General features: G+C 65.7%; 12 protein-coding genes. 5 read left to right on the forward strand and 7 right to left on the reverse strand.

Annotation, left to right across the window (positions count from 1 at the left end):
* The first annotated feature begins 110 nt into the window (after positions 1 to 110).
* Positions 111 to 872, forward strand: coding sequence for a GNAT family N-acyltransferase (locus AC54AF_RS14825; RefSeq protein WP_131686656.1), 762 nt, complete (start codon positions 111 to 113; stop codon positions 870 to 872).
* Here AC54AF_RS14825 and AC54AF_RS14830 read toward each other — a convergent pair.
* The 3 genes from AC54AF_RS14830 to AC54AF_RS14840 all read right to left on the reverse strand — a co-directional run bounded on the left by AC54AF_RS14830 (position 805) and on the right by AC54AF_RS14840 (position 7714).
* Complete coding sequence (locus AC54AF_RS14830) at positions 805 to 6282, reverse strand: CHAT domain-containing protein (RefSeq protein WP_496637145.1); 5478 nt, start codon at positions 6280 to 6282, stop codon at positions 805 to 807. The two genes, AC54AF_RS14825 and AC54AF_RS14830, sit on opposite strands and share 68 nt — an antisense overlap.
* Before the next feature lie 271 nt (positions 6283 to 6553).
* The gene (locus tag AC54AF_RS14835; protein WP_131685816.1) at positions 6554 to 6841 is read right to left on the reverse strand and encodes a hypothetical protein; all 288 of its coding nucleotides are present in this window, start codon (positions 6839 to 6841) and stop codon (positions 6554 to 6556) included.
* Between the two features lie 180 nt (positions 6842 to 7021).
* Entirely contained in the window at positions 7022 to 7714 is a 693-nt protein-coding gene (locus AC54AF_RS14840; RefSeq protein WP_034757401.1) for an ABC transporter ATP-binding protein, read from the reverse strand.
* Between the two features lie 312 nt (positions 7715 to 8026).
* Between AC54AF_RS14840 and egtD the strand changes: the two genes are divergently transcribed.
* Both egtD and egtB read left to right on the forward strand, forming a co-directional pair.
* Positions 8027 to 9010, forward strand: a complete 984-nt coding sequence (gene egtD, locus AC54AF_RS14845) for an L-histidine N(alpha)-methyltransferase (protein WP_496637146.1) — start codon at positions 8027 to 8029, stop codon at positions 9008 to 9010.
* A 9-nt stretch (positions 9011 to 9019) separates the two neighbouring features.
* Positions 9020 to 10252: an ergothioneine biosynthesis protein EgtB gene (egtB, locus tag AC54AF_RS14850; RefSeq protein WP_496637147.1), complete on the forward strand. Its 1233-nt coding sequence runs from the start codon at positions 9020 to 9022 to the stop codon at positions 10250 to 10252.
* A 5-nt stretch (positions 10253 to 10257) separates the two neighbouring features.
* Here egtB and AC54AF_RS14855 read toward each other — a convergent pair whose 3' ends face one another.
* From AC54AF_RS14855 to AC54AF_RS14870, 4 genes are all read right to left on the reverse strand, one after another.
* Entirely contained in the window at positions 10258 to 11862 is a 1605-nt protein-coding gene (locus AC54AF_RS14855) for a methyl-accepting chemotaxis protein (protein ID WP_496637148.1), read from the reverse strand.
* Positions 11863 to 12032: 170 nt separating this feature from the next.
* Positions 12033 to 13739 carry a 2-isopropylmalate synthase gene (leuA, locus tag AC54AF_RS14860; protein WP_496637149.1) on the reverse strand — a complete coding sequence of 569 codons (1707 nt, stop codon included), beginning with the start codon at positions 13737 to 13739 and terminating at the stop codon, positions 12033 to 12035.
* 365 nt (positions 13740 to 14104) lie between these two features.
* The gene (locus tag AC54AF_RS14865) at positions 14105 to 14392 is read right to left on the reverse strand and encodes a barstar family protein (protein WP_496637150.1); all 288 of its coding nucleotides are present in this window, start codon (positions 14390 to 14392) and stop codon (positions 14105 to 14107) included.
* Positions 14389 to 15048, reverse strand: coding sequence for a hypothetical protein (locus AC54AF_RS14870; protein ID WP_496637151.1), 660 nt, complete (start codon positions 15046 to 15048; stop codon positions 14389 to 14391). Before AC54AF_RS14870 ends, AC54AF_RS14865 begins: the two co-directional genes overlap by 4 nt.
* Positions 15049 to 15223: 175 nt before the next feature.
* On the opposite strand from AC54AF_RS14870, the gene AC54AF_RS14875 reads away from it, so the two are divergent.
* Together AC54AF_RS14875 and AC54AF_RS14880 are read left to right on the forward strand one after the other, a co-directional pair.
* The gene (locus AC54AF_RS14875; RefSeq protein WP_131685826.1) at positions 15224 to 16135 is read left to right on the forward strand and encodes a patatin-like phospholipase family protein; all 912 of its coding nucleotides are present in this window, start codon (positions 15224 to 15226) and stop codon (positions 16133 to 16135) included.
* A 59-nt stretch (positions 16136 to 16194) separates the two neighbouring features.
* On the forward strand, positions 16195 to 16602 hold the full coding sequence (locus AC54AF_RS14880) for a GlcG/HbpS family heme-binding protein (RefSeq protein WP_077402812.1): 408 nt from the start codon (positions 16195 to 16197) through the stop codon (positions 16600 to 16602).
* The last annotated feature ends 5 nt before the right edge of the window (positions 16603 to 16607 follow it).

Below are 16607 nucleotides of genomic sequence, written 5' to 3' on the forward strand. Positions count from 1 at the left end.
CGATCCCCGAATGCCATTGACTTGCGTCATGGAAATGACATTCGGCTGTCATTTTCCTGACATATTAGACAAGTACGCTGGAGTCGTCTTGATCACAGGGGGATGAAACCATGCAAAACATAATCGCATCAAACGAAGCCAAGGCGCGGCCGGTCCAACTGGTGCTGAGCCAGGCCACGACAGCGGCGGAATTGCGCGAAGTCCAGCGTTTGCGTTACAAGGTGTTTATCGAGACTATGGGATTGACGTCGCTGGCCAACGCCGATGGCCTCGACAGCGATGAATTCGACGCGCACTGCGATCACCTGATCGTGCGCGATGCCGATACCCTGAAAGTGGTGGGCACTTACCGCGTGCTGAGCGCGGCCAAGGCGGCCAAGATCGGCAGGCTGTATTCGGAAAACGAGTTTGACCTGAGCCGCCTGAAGAACCTGCGCGGCCGCATGGTCGAAGCGGGCCGCGCCTGCATCCACCCGAAATACCGGGGCGGCAGCGTGATCATGCTGCTGTGGTCTGGCCTGGCCGAGTACATGCGCCGCGAGCGCTGCGACTACCTGGTCGGCTGCGCCAGCATCAGCCTGGCCGATGGCGGCCACAACGCCGTCGCCGTGTATCAGGCGCTGGCCGAAAAGCACATGGCCCCAAGCGAGTACCGCGTCACGCCGCACCTGCCTTTCCCCATCCACCAGGTGGAAGCGGCGCACAAGCCGCAGGTGCCGCCGCTGATCAAGGGCTACCTGCGTTCGGGCGCGTGGATTTGCGGCGAACCGGCGTGGGATCCTGATTTCGAAAGCGCCGACATGTTCATGATGATGCCGCTGGCGAATCTGGACGAGCGCTATGCGCGCCACTACGGGGTGGCGCCTGCCTAAGGCTGCCGGGGTTAGCGCCGGGGAGTGAGGCTTGCAGCTGGCCAGCCAGCGCCTGTGCGGCGCTGCGCAAGCCGGTGTCCGTGCTGTCGGGCGGCAGCAGTTCGAGCAGGAAGCGCAGCGGTACCGTGATCGCTTCGGGTTCGCCGATGCTGCCGTGGCGCCGCATGGCGTCGTGGTACAGCGCCAGGAAAGCGGCGCGCGCGGACGCGTCGAAGGGCTGGCCGTCCGGCACCTGCCACAGGGCCGCCAGCAGGGCGGCGCGCACGGGGGCGCCTGCGTCGATGGCGCGGTGTTCGTCCGCGTGGCGCTGGCGCGCATAGGCGATGGCATCGTGCAGCAAGTCGCCCAGTTGCGGATCGAGCGCGCGCCAGGCGCCGCTGTCGCCATGGGCTTTCAGCAGCAGGGCGCCCGCCAGCAGCTGGAAAATCAGGTCGCAGTCGGCCACGCCGCTGCGCCGCCGCGCCTCTTCCAGCGCGGCCAGACAGGCGTCCGTCATGGCGCGCAGGGCCGGCGCGCCGGAGCCTCCTTCGGCGCAGGCCAGGCGTGCCTGCAAGGCCCAGTAGCGTCCCAGCAGGGCCAGGCGCTGCGCCGTGGGCGCCAGCGCCACCAGCAGGTCGATATGCCGTTTTCCATCCTGCAGCAACTGCCGTCCCTGCGCTGTGTCGGGCACGGCCGGCACCTCGATGCCGGCGCCCGCATCGAGGCCGCACAGGGCCGCGCCCTGGCGTATTTCCAGTTCCGCCCAGTGCGCCAGCGCGCGCAAGCCCACCTTGCCGTCGGCCGCGCTGTGCGCCGCCCGGTAATGTTCGATGGCGCGCAGGGTGTTCTCCAGTCCCCCGAGGCCGGCGCGCGTGGCGGCCATGTTTTCGCGGACGTCGGCGCAGCCGAAGAAGCGCGCGCGCACGGCTTCCTCGATGCTGTCCAGCTTTTCCCCGATGGCCGCGCGACGCGCAGGATCGGCGCCCGCCAGGCGCGCGTGCAGGGTTTCCAGGTCGGCCAGCAGGTGGCCGTGGTAGTGGTAATCGGGCGCTTGCCAGGGCCGGCTCTGGGTGTTCGGGAAGCGGTAGCGGTCGTCGCCATATGCCTGGTAGGCGCCCCAGGTGTTCGAGGCAGGAAATTGCAGATACGCCGCTTCGCGCGCCAGGCGCACGGCGTCGCCGAAGTATTCGCCGCTCAGCATGGCGTGATAAAAGCTGTGCGCGAAGATGCTGGCCGCCTGGTCGTCGATGCGCCAGCCGGCCGCGATCACCGCCTGCGAGCCCATTTCAATGAAGGCCGTGGCCAGGCTGGCGGCCAGTTTCGACCACGGCGCGACGGCGTCCGGGCGCATGTCGCCCAGGTGGCAGCAATTGATGAAGACGAATTGCGGCACGCGTTTGAGCTTGCCCACCTGCGCCGCCGTCAGCCGCGTCTTCGGCCCCAGCACCAGGCCCGTATGGGCGATGCCGGGTCCCGCCACTTCGCCGTGGCCGGCCAGGTGGATGGCGAAATAGCGCTCGTCGAACAGGTGCACCAGCACGCGCTGCGCCTGCGGGCGCAGCAGCTCGCGCACCTGGTAGCCGTACGCGCCGAACATGCGCGCCACGTCCTGCGCCTCGGCTTGCGCGGCGGGTAGCTCGGGCAGGCCGGAATCGGTGTCGCCGATCACCAGCACGCTGTTGCTGGGCGGGCTGACGGCGGACGGCTGCTCGCGCAGGCTGGCCAGCTGGCGCACCATGCCGATGCGCGTCGACAGCGGGTTTTCCTCGCTGCCCGCCTCGTCGCGCATCAGCTCCCACGGATAGATGGCGGCGCTCTGGTCGACTGCCAGGATCAGGCCGCGCATCTCGGGGATGGCCGCCTTCAGGCCATTGGGCAGCATCAGTTCGTACAGCGCGCGCGACAGGCCCGGCTGGTCGGTGGTGTTGTCGGTGGCATCCATGATCAGGCCATCGACGGCTTGCCGCTGGTTCGGCTCCTCGTCGACGCTGTTGTGGGCGCGGTCCGTCAGCACGGTGAAGCGCAGGGCGCCGGAGAGATCGGCGGCGACGATCTGCACGCGGCGCCAGCCATTGTCGCCGCTCAGGCTGGGCAGGATGCGCCGGTAGCCGCCGGGGCTGTGGCGGATGCGCCGCTCGAACGCGAAGCTGCCCTGGTAGCGCGCTTCGGCCATGATCTGCTCGATGGCCACGGCGGCGGCGATGGCGCGCGCCTCGGACTGTTCGTAGATGGCGATGTGGCCGATGCGGCACGCCATGCCGGCGTCTTCCAGGCGCCGGTTGGCGCTGCGCGCGCCGTCGATCAGGGCCCGCGCGCACAGAGCGATGCTCAAGCCGCCGTACCCGGAACCGGACAGCAGGCTGGCCACGCGCAAGCCGTGTTCGCCCATCGGCGGCGCGGCCACGTGGCCGGCGGCGCGCACCTGCAGGCAGACGCACGCGTATTCGAGCAGGCCGCCGGCAAAGGCGCGCGCCAATTCGCCCGGCGTCAGCTCGCCCAGCGCGCCCAGGCCGATGACGATGGCGCCGCCGGGCCGGCGCGCCGCATCGGGCTGCAGCACCACGAGGGCGGAGTCGGGACGTTGCGGAAAGCGTCCCAGCGCGTGGATTTCCTGCAGCTTGCCCGCCAGCAGGCGGTCGAGAAAACGCATGCTGCCGCGCAGTGATTCGAACGCGTAGCAGCCGCTCATGACGGGCGCGTCGGCCGAGGCCATGCTGCCATGGATGACGGATAGGCGCAGCTGCGGCGCGTGGTCTTCCGGCGCGCTGGCGGGACCGGCGGCGCCGATGGCGGCGTCGAGCAGTTCCTGCGGCTGCGGGTACAGCGGCGTAGCGTAGGGAACGTAGGGATGGAAGCGGGGAGGGGCGCCGCCAGGCGCGTGCGGCGGGCGCCGTGGCAGGCCCGCGCCCTGGCCGTTCTCGAGCAGCTGCGCGATGGCCGGATAGTATTCCTTTTGCAGCAGCAGGTCGCCATGCGCCACCGGCAGGTAGCAGGCCGGCACGCCGTCCGGCACTCCGCCTTGCCAGGCCGTGCGGCCATCGCCGTCCGGCGACCAGGCTGTCTCGATGCCGCCGTCGCGCAGGCGCAGCGCCACCGGCGTGTCGGCGCAGCCGGCCAGGTAGCTGCAGTGGCGGGCGTCGAGCGGGGCCGCTTCCAGCAAGGCCACGGTGGCGCGCGCCGCCGCCAGCGCTGGCGCTTCGGGCGCCTGCCAGCCACCGGGCAGGCCCGCTTGCACGTCGCCGGCGGCCAGCTGCGCCCAGGCGCCGGCGTCGAAATAGTCGATGCCGCCCGCCTGCGGCCACGGCAGCATGTCCAGCACGCCGGGAAAGGCGCGCACGAAGCCGAGAAACTGGCGCCGCGTGTGCTTCCAGCCTATCCAGCAGGCCAGCATCCGCACCAGGCGGTCGCGTCCCAGCAGCACTTGCACCATCGCCTGCGTGCCCCGGTTGGCGCTGCCCACCTGCAGCAATCGGCTGCCGGGCACGGCGCCGAAGCGTTGCCAGCGGTCTTTCAGGGCCAGGCGCGCCACCAGCCCACCCATGCCGTGGGCAACGATGCGCAAGGGGTGGCCACGCTGTTCGGCATCGCGCATGGCCTCGTCGAGCACGGGCAGGAAAGCGCTGCTGGAGTGCTGCAGCGAGAGGCGCCAGTCATAGGTGAAGGGCCGCACTTCCTGGCTTTGCGCGAGAAAACGGGCAAACGGTTCATAGTACGATTCGATCCAGCCGGCGCTGACGATGTGCGGCTGGCCCACGGCCAGGCGCTCGATGCGCCCTTCGACCAGGTTGACGGGGTCGAACCAGATGCGGTTGCTGCCCACTTGCAGATGGCTGCCCATGATGTCGGGCAGCAGCAGCACGATGGGTGCGTGCGCGCGCCGTTTTGGCACTTCGCCGCCGCGCGCCAGCGCGCCGTGCTCGATGCCGGGCAGCGGCTGGTAGGCGGTTTCGTCGCCGGTGAGCGCCTGCACGGCGGCCTGGCTGGACGGCGCGCGTTCGAAGTAGTTCAGGTGGTGCGCCTGCGGCCCGCGCAGCAGCAGTTGCTGTACCGGCGTGCTGCGCGTGGCGCCGCCGGTCATCGAGGCGCAATTGACCACCAGGTCGTTTTGCCCGCCGTAGAGCTGGCCGTCGAGGCAGTCGCCCAGCCAGCCCAGCAGGCCGTCGCCGCTGCACGCACCGGCCAGCACATGCAGCGGACTGGCCACGCGCACGTCGGGCGCGTTGAGCAGCGCCACCAGGGGCGAGTCGGGCATCATCGCTTCGAGCCCAGGCAGGATGCGCGCATCGCAGCGCTGCTGCACCAGGGCCAGCAGGAAGGCCATGGCGCCATCGGGAACGTCGCCCTGGAGCAGCAGGTTGAACATCACGCTGGCCCAGCGGTCGAGCCGGCCCGACATCAAGGTGGTGCCGCGCGCCGGGCAGGCCACGCGCACGAAGCGGGCGATGCGGATGGCGCGCGTCTTCAATTCCAGGCCCAGTTCGCGCAGGCGCGCCGCATCCGCGTCGTAGCCGCCGCGTCCGCCCAGCCGCGCCTGCGCCGTGTAGTGTTCGATATCGTGGCTGTTGAACGCTTCGCCGCCCACCGTGTTTTCGCTCAGTCGCTGCAGGCCGTCGCCAGCCAGGTCGACGGCGCCGCGGCTGTCGATGCGCTGCGCCCGCGCCAGCAATTCACCCACCAGGCCGCCGCGCGAATGGGACAGCAGGTGCAGCACGGCGCCGTGCGGCAGCTGGCGCACGAGGGCCAGCGCGTTCTCGATGGGACTGTCGCTGAGGCTGCGGTGCTCAAAGCCATAGATGCGGTTGCCGTACTGCGCGGCCAGTCGCTGCGCCAGGCCGTTGCGCCACAGGCCGCCAAAGCTGCGCTGGGTCGACGAGGCCGTGCCATGCAACAGCAGCAGCACCGGTTCCGGCCCGGCAGGCAGGCTGGCGACGGCCGTCATGCTGCCCGCCTCGATGCCGCAGCGGTACAGGCCCAGGCGCTGTTCCAGCTGGCGGTCCTGGAAGGCGCCGGCCGCCGCCATCGCCGTCATGGCGGCGGCGCCGCAGCGGTACACGCGCACGGCCCGCAGCATCCAGGCGCCCAGGCCATCGCGGCTGGCGCCGGGCGGCTGGCGCGCCGCCTGCGGACGCAGGGCCAGCCCCACTTCGATGCTGGCGGGCGCGCCGTCGCGCGCCAGCGTGGCCGGCCCCAGGTAGCGTGGCAGGTCCAGGCTGCCTGCCAGCAACGAACTGCCATCGCACAGCAGCAGCTGCACCACGTCGGCCGGGCCGATATCGAGGGCGATGCGGCAGCTGCCGATGCCGCGCGCGCTGGACAGCACATGCGTCTGGCCATGCCAGCCGGGCGCGGCGGCGCAGTCGCCGGCATCGGCGAGGGGATCGCGCGTGAGCGTCAGGCGCAGCACGGGCGGCGCAAGAGGATCGCTGGACATGCGGTTGGGATCACTGGTTAAAAGCTGACCTTGATGCCTGCGCGGACTATGCGTGTTGTGTCAGATCAAGTTTGCGTGGAAATGCAGGGGGAGAAGCTGGGAGGGGGGGCGGGAGCTGGAAGGGCAGAGAAACGGTCAGCATGGTTTGGGCTGGGTCTCTTCGCTATCGTGCTCGGATGTTGTGCGGTGAGCGAACTACGCGAATGGTATGGCAAAAGTTCATGGCGCCGGGAACCTGGGTGCCTGGCATGGCATTACAACAGCGGGTAATTCAATGGACTGGCGTGGTGGACAGTTCCTTCAGTTCGCGGATGGTGATGTCCGATTTTTCATGCATGCGCAATAAAATTGTTGCACCGACCGACAGTTTGCCGTGACGAATCTTGCTGATGATGGGAGGCTGAACTTCCAGGACACGGCACAGTTCCGCATCATTTTTCAAGTTCAACTTCTCGATCAGCGTATCGAGCAGTTTGTTGGGCACAAAACTCGATGGTTCGAGCGCCCGCGCCCGGTTCATCGCTTCAATCATTTCCAGCTTCTTTTGCCGAACGTTCATTTACTCCTCCTTCAGGTTATGCAAGGGACGAGACCACACTTAGGCGGCCCCGGCTATAGTTCGTCATCGCAGTACGGCTGTCTGGGTGACGTGACAACATTCGCATTACAATATTGATAACCAAGCAAGTGTTTTAAATAATACTACGATAACAAAACTTGTGACAGATGGTCAGTTAAATTAACTGATTGTTTGATCAATTTGGTTGACGATTGTTGTATTTTGTAAGCCGCTTTTCGTCAGAATCATGGTTCTGTCCGCCATTTCGGCGGCGGCCAACGAATGCGTGACCATGATCGCGCAACTGCCGTTGGCCTTGATTTCGGCGCGCAGCAATTGCAGGATGCTGTGTGCCGTATCCGGGTCGAGGTTGCCGGTAGGCTCATCGGCCAGCACCAGCGCCGGCTTGTGCACGAGCGCGCGGGCAATGGCCACGCGCTGCATTTCGCCGCCGGACAATTGTTGTGGAAAGTCGCCGCCGCGTCCGCCCAGGCCGACCGCTTCGAGCATGCTGGCGGCACGCTCCTGGGGCAGTCCGTTGAGCAGCAGCGGCAGGGCCACGTTTTGCAGCAGGGTCAGGTGCGGCAAGACGTGGAAGGCCTGGAAAATAAAGCCCATGCGGGCGCGACGCAGCCGGGTGGCGGCGGCGTCATCGAGGCTGGACATGGCAATGCCGTCCACCAGGATAGGGTGCGCTTCGGCACCCGCGTCGGGCGTATCGAGGCCGGCGATCAGGTTCAGCAAGGTCGACTTGCCCACGCCCGAGTCGCCCATGATGGCGATGAATTCCCCTGCCTTGAAACGGCAGGAAATGTTGGCCAGCACGGGACGGGCATTGGCATAGGACTTCGACAGATGGCGCAATTCGAGCATGGTGTTAACGGCTATCGTAAAGGGAGGCACGCGGGGGAGAGGGGGGCCTGGGAACTGCAATGGCGCGCGGATTGTTTGGCCGGCAATGTGTAGTATACGACAGGCTTATGCTTTTTGCTTGGCAATACCACTTTTGTGCGCACACTGCCCGTTTGACTTTGCGTTACCTGCCGCACGGCTGGCTTGCGCGGATTCCGCTATGATAAGAAAAAGTCATCGGCAAGGCGCCCGCACACCGCTATGGCAGGGGCGGCGCGACCGGTGGCTGACCGTGCAAGCCTTTCGTGAACCTAACATTGACGACGCCAGCCCATGACCATGCCACTTGCGCAACAGCAGTCCGATTTCCGCCCCGCCAGCGCGGCCAGCGCCACGCCTGCCACCATAGCCGAGATCAGCAGCGGCCTGCTGGCGCGCGAGGCCTGGACCTCTCCCAAGTACCTGTACGACGCCCTCGGTTCGACACTGTTCGAAGCCATCTGCGCCTTGCCCGAGTACTATCCGACGCGCACGGAAGCGGCCATCTTCGCCCGCCACGGCGCCGAGATCGCCCACGCCGTGGGGCCGGGCAGCACCCTGATCGACCTGGGCGCCGGCAATTGCGCCAAGGCCGCCGGCCTGTTCCCCTTGCTGCACCCGGCCCAGTATGTGGCCGTGGATATTTCCTACGATTTCCTCAGCGAATCGCTGAGCCGCTTGCAGCAGCGCTTTCCGCACATCGAGATGACGGGCCTGGGCCTGGACTTCTCCAGCCGCCTCGACTTGCCCGACAGCGTGCGCGAGGCGCGGCGCCTGTTCTTCTATCCCGGCTCGTCGATCGGCAATTTTGCGCCTGAGCAAGCCATCGCCTTCCTGCGCCGCCTGCGCGCGAATGCGGACGGCGATGGCGGCCTGCTGATTGGCGTCGACCTGATCAAGGATGACGCCATCCTCGACGCCGCCTATGACGACGCGCTGGGCGTCACGGCCGCCTTCAACCTGAACATGCTGCGCCACGTGAACGGGCTGATCGGCGCCGATTTCGACGTGCGCGCGTGGCGCCACCACGGTTGCTTCAATGCGGAAGACAGCCGCGTCGAGATGCACCTGGAAGCGCGCAGCGAGCAAGTTGTCCATTGGAAAGGCGGCCAGCGGCGTTTCGCGAAAGGCGAGCGCATCCATACGGAAGACAGCTACAAATACACGCGCGCCACCTTCGTCGGCTTGCTGGAGCAGGCGGGGTTTTCCACCGTGCAAGTGTGGACGGACCCGCAACAGTGGTTTGCCGTTATCTATGCGCGCGTCATCAGAGACTAAAAGGCGACGATGCTGATCGATCATTACAAGAAAGTGCGCCAGCATTCTCTGCTGCTTGCCGAACCCCTGTCCGACGAGGATTGCGGCGCGCAATCGATGCCGGACGCCAGTCCCGTGAAATGGCATCTCGCGCATACCACCTGGTTTTTCGAAACGTTTATCCTGGAAAGCATGGAAGCGGCGTTTGCGCCATTCCACCCGGCCTTCCGCGTGCTGTTCAACTCGTATTACAACGGCGTGGGCGAGAAGCACCCGCGCGCCCAGCGCGGCTTGCTGACGCGGCCCGGCATGGCGCAGGTGCGCGCCTACCGGGCCAACGTCGATGCGCGCATCGCGTGCCTGCTGGCGGGCGAACTGGCGCGCGAGGAGCGCGAACGGCTGACCATGCTGCTGGCGCTGGGGCTCGAACACGAGCAGCAGCACCAGGAGTTGTTGTTGACGGACGTCAAGCACCTGCTGGCGCAGAGCGCCCTGTTTCCCGCTTACCTGAACAGTGTGACGGACAGTGCGGCGCCATCAGCGCAGCCCACGGCCTGGCTCGCTTTCGAAGGCGGCCTGGCGCAGATCGGCCATGCGGGCGATGGCTTTTGCTTCGACAATGAATTGCCGCGCCATCCGCAATACGTGGCGCCGTTCGAACTGGCCAGCGCGCTGGTGACGAATGGCGACTATCTGGCCTTCATCGAGGCGGGCGGCTACCGCACGGCGCACTGGTGGCTGGCCGAAGGCTGGGACTGGGTGCGCAGTCAGCAGCTGCAATGTCCGCTGTACTGGCAGCGCGACGGGGCGGGCCACTGGCAAGAGTTCACCTTGTTTGGCTTGCGTCCGCTCGACCTGCAGGCGCCGGCCACGCATCTGTCGCTGTTCGAGGCGGACGCGTATGCGCACTGGGCCGGCGCGCGCCTGCCGACGGAAGCGGAGTGGGAGCTGGCGGCGCAAGGCGTCGCGGTGGAAGTGGGCCAGTGGCACCCGGCGGCCGGCGCGCCGCGAGCGGGCTTGCGGCAAATGTTCGGCCACTGCTGGCAGTGGACCAGCAGCAGCTACGCGCCGTATCCGGGCTACCGCACGGCGCCGGGGGCGCTGGGCGAATACAACGGCAAGTTCATGCTGAACCAGTATGTGCTGCGCGGTTCATCGTGCGCCACGCCGGCCGGCCATGCGCGCGCCAGCTACCGCAATTTCTTCCCGGCCGGTGCGCGCTGGCAATTTTCCGGCATCCGCCTGGCGCGCCAGGTGGAATAAGCCATTTAATTCAAGCGCGGGGCGGCAGGCGCGTCAGGGCGGGGTGGCGCTTTACCGCCGGCATTTTGCTCCAGCTTGAACTGGCTGACGAGGGTTTCCAGTTCACCCGCCTGTTCATGCATGGCCGCCGCCGCCGCGGCCGCTTCCTCGACCAGGGCCGCGTTTTGCTGCGTCGTCTGGTCCATCTGCATGATGGCGGCATTGATCTGCTCGATGCCTTCGCTTTGCTCGTGGTTGGCGACGCTGATTTCACCGACGATGGCGCTGACCCGGCCCACGCTGGCCACCACTTCATCCATCGTGGCGCCCGCCTGGCTGACCAGCTGTGCGCCTTGTCCGACGCGGGTGACGGAGTCGGCAATGAGTTCCTTGATTTCCTTGGCCGCCGCCGCCGAGCGTTGCGCCAGGTTGCGCACTTCGGAGGCCACCACGGCAAAGCCACGGCCTTGCTCACCGGCACGCGCCGCTTCCACGGCCGCGTTCAGGGCCAGGATATTCGTCTGGAAGGCGATGCCATCGATGACGGCGATGATGTCGACGATCTTGCGCGACGAGGCATTGATGGCGTCCATGGTGCCGATCACTTCCGCCATGGCCGAGCCGCCGCGCTGCGCGATGGCGGATGCCGAGCGGGCCAGACTGTCGGCCTGGCGCGCATTGTCGCTATTGCTGCGCACGGTGCCCGTCAGTTCGATCATCGACGAGGCCGTCTCTTCCAGCGCGCTGGCTTGCGCTTCCGTGCGGGCCGACAGGTCGGCATTGCCGCTGGCGATCTGGCTCGAGGCCACGGCAATCGTCCCCGTGCCGCCGCGCACTTGCCCCACCAGGGTGGCCAGGTTGGTATTCATGTCGCGCAGCGCCTGCAGCAGCTGGCCCGCTTCATCCTTGCCGTCGGCCACGATCTTGCTGCTCAGGTCGCCTGCGGCCACGGCTTGCGCCACGCGCAGGGCATACGCGATGGGCGTGGTGATCGAGCGCGTGACCCGCCAGGCAAAGAGCACGCCCAGCAGCAGCGCGGCCGTGCCCAGGCTGGCCATCAGCACATTCGCTGCGGCAATATTGTGCTCGATTTGCTGGCCGCCGTGTACGACCACTTCGCGCTGCAGTTCGTTCAGGCGGTTCACCGTCTTTTGCAACTGATTCAGGGCGGGCAGGGTATCGTCGCGCACGTGCACGGCCGCTTGCGCGCGCTGTCCCGCCATCAACAGCTTGTCGGCATGGCTGAACGAGACGACATAGGCCTTGCGCTGCTGCTTCAGCGTGGCCAGCAGCTCCTTGCCTTCAGGCAGCACGACCAGGCGGTCGAGCACCACCAGCGCATCGGTGATGGTGGCCTTGTTGGCATCGATTTCGCCGTGGATGGCGTTGGCGCGGGCTGGATCTTCATGGATGAACAGTTCCAGCACCAGTGCCGCGTTTGAACGCGTGGTGCTGCGGATGGTGGCGATGGCGTCGGCCTTGGCCCAGTCTTTCTCGATGATGGCTTCGCTGAGCGCGCCGATCTTGTCGAGCCGGAGAAGGCCCGTGCCTACCAGCACTGCCATCAGCAGCAGCACCACGCCAAAACCGGCCCCCAGGCGCACGCCTATCTTCATATCCGTCAATTTCATACTGATTCCCTCGGTAGCTAATAATCTGTCTCCGGTGGTCTTATTATGAAACGATTATACGGCCGGCGATACCTGATTTGCACTACTAATTGCCAAATAGAAATGAAAAAAGCGGCACGGCGATCAAGCCGTACCGCTTTTTCTCCCTAGGAGGGATACCCGAACCGTGCTCAGGCGGCGCTGGCAGCCACGTCGGCCGCTGTTGTTTTTTCGGCGTCCGTCTGTTTGATGCGGCGGTTCACGGCAGACAGCACGGCCTTGAACGAGGCGGTGACGATATTGCTGTCGATGGCTGCGCCGAACAGGGTCGGGCCGTTATCGAGGCGCAATTCCACGTAGCAAGCCGCTTGCGCGTTGGCGCCGGAGCCGATCGAATGCTCATGGTAGTCCATCAGCTTGATGTCCAGGCCCAGCGCATTGACGAAGGCATCGATGGGGCCGTTGCCGCCGCCTTGCAGGGCCAGCGGTGTCTGGCGGTGCGACAGGCTGATGTCGATCTGCACGGATTCATCGCTGCTCGTGTCTTCCACCATGCGGTGCGCAGCGTAGGCGTACGGCGCCGTCTGCTCCAGGTATTCCTGCTGGAAGATGGCATGGATATCCTGCGCGGCGATTTCGCGGCCCGTGGCGTCGGCCACGGCTTGCACGGCGCGCGAGAATTCGATCTGCAGACGGCGCGGCAAGACCAGGCCGTATTCCTGTTCCAGCAAGTACGCCATGCCGCCCTTGCCGGACTGGCTGTTGACGCGGATCACGGCGTCGTAGCTGCGGCCCAGGTCGGCCGGGTCGATCGGCAAGTACGGCACTTCCCAGATGCTGTCCGGTTGTTGCTTGGCAAAACCTTTCTTGATCGCATCCTGGTGCGAGCCGGAGAATGCCGTGAAGACCAGGTCGCCCGCATACGGGTGGCGCGGGTGGACGGGCAACTGGTTGCACTCTTCCACGCATTTGCGCACGGTGTCGATGTCGGAGAAATCCAGGCCCGGGTGCACGCCTTGCGTGTACAAGTTCATTGCCAAAGTAACCAGGTCGACGTTGCCGGTGCGCTCGCCATTGCCGAACAAGCAGCCTTCGACGCGGTCGGCGCCCGCCATCACGGCCAGCTCGGCCGACGCGACGGCCGTGCCGCGGTCGTTGTGCGGATGCACGCTGATGATGATGGAATCGCGGCGCGCCAGCTTGCGCGACATCCATTCGATCTGGTCCGCATACACGTTGGGCGTGCTGCATTCCACGGTCGATGGCAGGTTGATGATCATCTTGTTGGCCGGCGTCGGCTTCCAGATGGCGCTGACGGCGTCGCAGATATGCTTGGAGAAATCGAGTTCCGTGGTGGAGAACGATTCCGGCGTGTATTCAAAACTCCACTCCGTTTCCGGGTGCTGCGCCACCAGCTGTTTGACCAGGGTGGTGCCGGTGGTGGCGATCTGCGTGATTTCTTCGCGCGACATGCCGAACACGACCTTGCGGAACACAGGCGCCACGGAGTTGTACAGGTGGACGATGGCGCGCTTGGCGCCGACGACCGATTCCACCGTGCGGCGGATCAATTCTTCGCGCGACTGGGTCAGCACGATGATGGTGACGTCGTCCGGGATGCGGCCTTCATCGACGAGCTTGCGGACGAAATCGAAATCCGTCTGCGATGCCGATGGGAAACCCACTTCGATTTCCTTCAGGCCGATGGCGATCAGCATCTCGAAGAACCGCAGCTTCTTTTCCGCGCTCATCGGCTCGATCAAGGATTGATTGCCATCGCGCAAGTCGGTGCTCATCCAGATGGGCGGTTTGCTGATGATCTGGTTCGGCCATTGACGGTCGGTCAATTTGACGGGAGGAAAGGCGCGGTATTTGGAAGCTGGGTTTTGCAACATCATGATCGGGTACTCCAGAAGATAGGGGGAAATCAATGGTTGTGGCGCAAGCTTGCCGGGCGGCCACGCAACACTAGGCCAGGCAAGCGATCGGTAGCGATAGCAGTGCAGCGACGATGCCAGCGGGGGCGGTCGCAGGGAGAACTACGTGTACGAATGGGGATGGTGCAAACATCATCAAACCTTCCAGGGTTTTTGAAACACGCCGGCGTGTGGCCAAGCGAAGCAATGCGGCAAACGTTATGCGCGTGCTAGCAGTAGTCGCGATAGCGACAGCAGGGAAGGGGAGGAATGTTTGAAGGAGGACATGCAGCCAATGTAAGGGAAGTGGTGGCTGGCTGTCAAGCGTTTCCTGGCGACACCTTGTGTCAAACGTAACGCAGCTGCACCGTCTGGTCCGGCATGTCCTGTGCCAGGCGCGCCAGGCTGCGTTGCAGGATGGCCGCATCGTGCGGCAGGCGTGCGGCGAAGGCTGGCCAGCCGCGCAGCTCCAGCTGTTGCGGCATGTCCACCAGGCCCGTGATGGCATCCCGGAACGCATCCCAGTTCATGCCGTAGAAGGAAGGGAAACCCAGCGCGGCGGCCAGCGCCGCGTGCAGCTGGCGCGGCGAGTTGATTTCGCTCAAGTCGATCGTCACGCGGGCTTGCCGGCTCACAGTATGCCCTTGAGCAGGTTCTGCAGGTTTTGCCGCATGCCGGCGACCACCGTTTCGTGCTGTTCCAGGATGGAGGTAGCATCCTGGAACGGCGCCGGGTCCAGGTACAGGCGCGGCAGGTCAGCCACGGCCACGCCGCGTGGGCCGCCGCGCACGATGTCGTCCGCATGCTGCTTGATCGAGTCGACGGCCGCCTGGATGCGCGGAGTGGCGGACACGGCCAGGCAAGCGGCCAGCGCCGCATCGAGGTCGGCGCGCGCAGGCGCTTGCGGCAGCACGGGCGCGGCGATCTGTTCCAGCGGCGACATGTTGACGGCCGGCTTGCGATACGCGCACAGGGTGTCGAGCGCCATCAGCCGGTGCGGGCCGCCGCGCCGCAGCCAGTCCAGGATGTGTGGCCACGGCGTGCCCAGCAGGGCCGCCGCCACGCCCCATGCTCCCGCCACGGGCGAGCCGACGTTGGCGTCGATCCAGGCGAGGGCGGCCGGATTGCCCGTGTAGGCCAGCAAGATGGCGTTCGACGAGCGCAGCGCGGGCGCCTGCGTGGCGAGGATGGCGGTCAGCCAGGCGAGGGCGCCGTCGGGCGGATAGTTGGATAGCTGTTGCGCGAACGGTTCGGCCAGGGCGCGGCTGTCGGCAAATTGAAGTTCTGACATAGCGGGAGCACGTAAAAAAACAGCTGCCAGTCTAACAGCAGAGCAGAGGCGCACGTTTCCTCTCAATATTGTCATTTATAGCCATTTAAGACTGCCTTCAGTGCCAGCGGCCCCGCTTGCGCTACAATCGGCTCTCCTTTATTGCCACTGCCGCGCGCGGTTCCCCCTCTCCACCATGTTCCCTAAACGCCTGACCCTGCTTGCCCTGGCCGCCTTTGTACTGGCCGGCTGCGATACCACCGCCCCGAAACCGATACAAGTATTGACGCCACCCGAGCCCATCGTCGTCACGCCCCGCAAGATCAAGATCGGCCTGGCGCTGGGCGGTGGCGCGGCGCGCGGTTTTGCGCACATCGGCGTGATCAAGGCGCTCGAATCGCAAGGCATCCATGCCGACATCGTCACGGGCACCAGCGCCGGCAGCGTGGTGGGTGCCATGTATGCGGCGGGCAATTCCGGCTTTGCCCTGCAAAAGATGGCGTTCGACATGGACGAGGCGGCCATTTCCGACTGGGCCTTGCCCCTGTTCGGCAAGTCGTCCGGCGTGCTCAAGGGCGAAGCGCTGCAAAGCTATGTCAACAAGGCTGTCGGCGGCGTGCCGCTGGAAAAACTCAAGATTCCGTTTGGCGTGGTGGCGACCGATTTGAAGAATGGCCAGCCGATCCTGTTCCAGCGCGGCAACACCGGCATGGCCGTGCGCGCCTCGTCGGCCGTGCCCGGCGTGTTCCAGCCCGTGACGATTGCCGGCCACACCTATGTCGATGGCGGCCTCGTCGCTCCCGTACCCGTGCGCTTTGCGCGCGACATGGGCGCCGACTTCATCATCGCCGTGAATATTTCATCGCAAACCGATACCCAGAAGGCCATCAGCTCGATGGAAGTGCTGATGCAGACCTTCGCCATCATGGGCCAGCGCATCAACCAGTTCGAATTGAAGGATGCGGACGTGGTGATCCAGCCCAGCCTGGGCACCATGAAGGGCAACGATTTCAACAGCCGCAACCAGGCGATCCTGGCGGGCGAGCAGGCGACCTTTGCCGTGATGGCGCAGCTCAAGCAAAAGCTGAAAGCCAGGCGCGAGCAGTGAGGGCTGGCGCTGCTGCGCATTTCGTATACAATTTTGCTTCAACATAACAAGGATGCACCATGCAATCGAAACCGATTTTGACCCTGGACGACGTAAAGAAAATCGCTGCCGCCGCCGAAGCGGAAGCGGTCAAGCATAACTGGGCGGTCACGATCGCCATCGTCGACGACGGCGGCCACCTGTTGTGGCTGCAGCGCATGGACGGCGTGGCGCCGATCTCGTCGCACATCGCCCCATCGAAAGCCAAGACGGCCGCACTGGGCCGCCGCGAATCGCGCATCTATGAAGAGATGATCAATGGCGGCCGCGTGTCGTTCCTGAGCGCGCCGGAAATCGACGGCTTGCTCGAAGGCGGCGTGCCTATCGTGTTCGACGGTCACTACGTGGGCGCCGTCGGCGTCTCGGGCGTCAAGTCGGCGGAAGATGCGCAAATCGCCAAAGCGGGTATTGCCGCTTTGACCGCCTAAGTAGT

The sequence above is a fragment of the Janthinobacterium sp. JF4 genome, assembly GCF_059617925.1.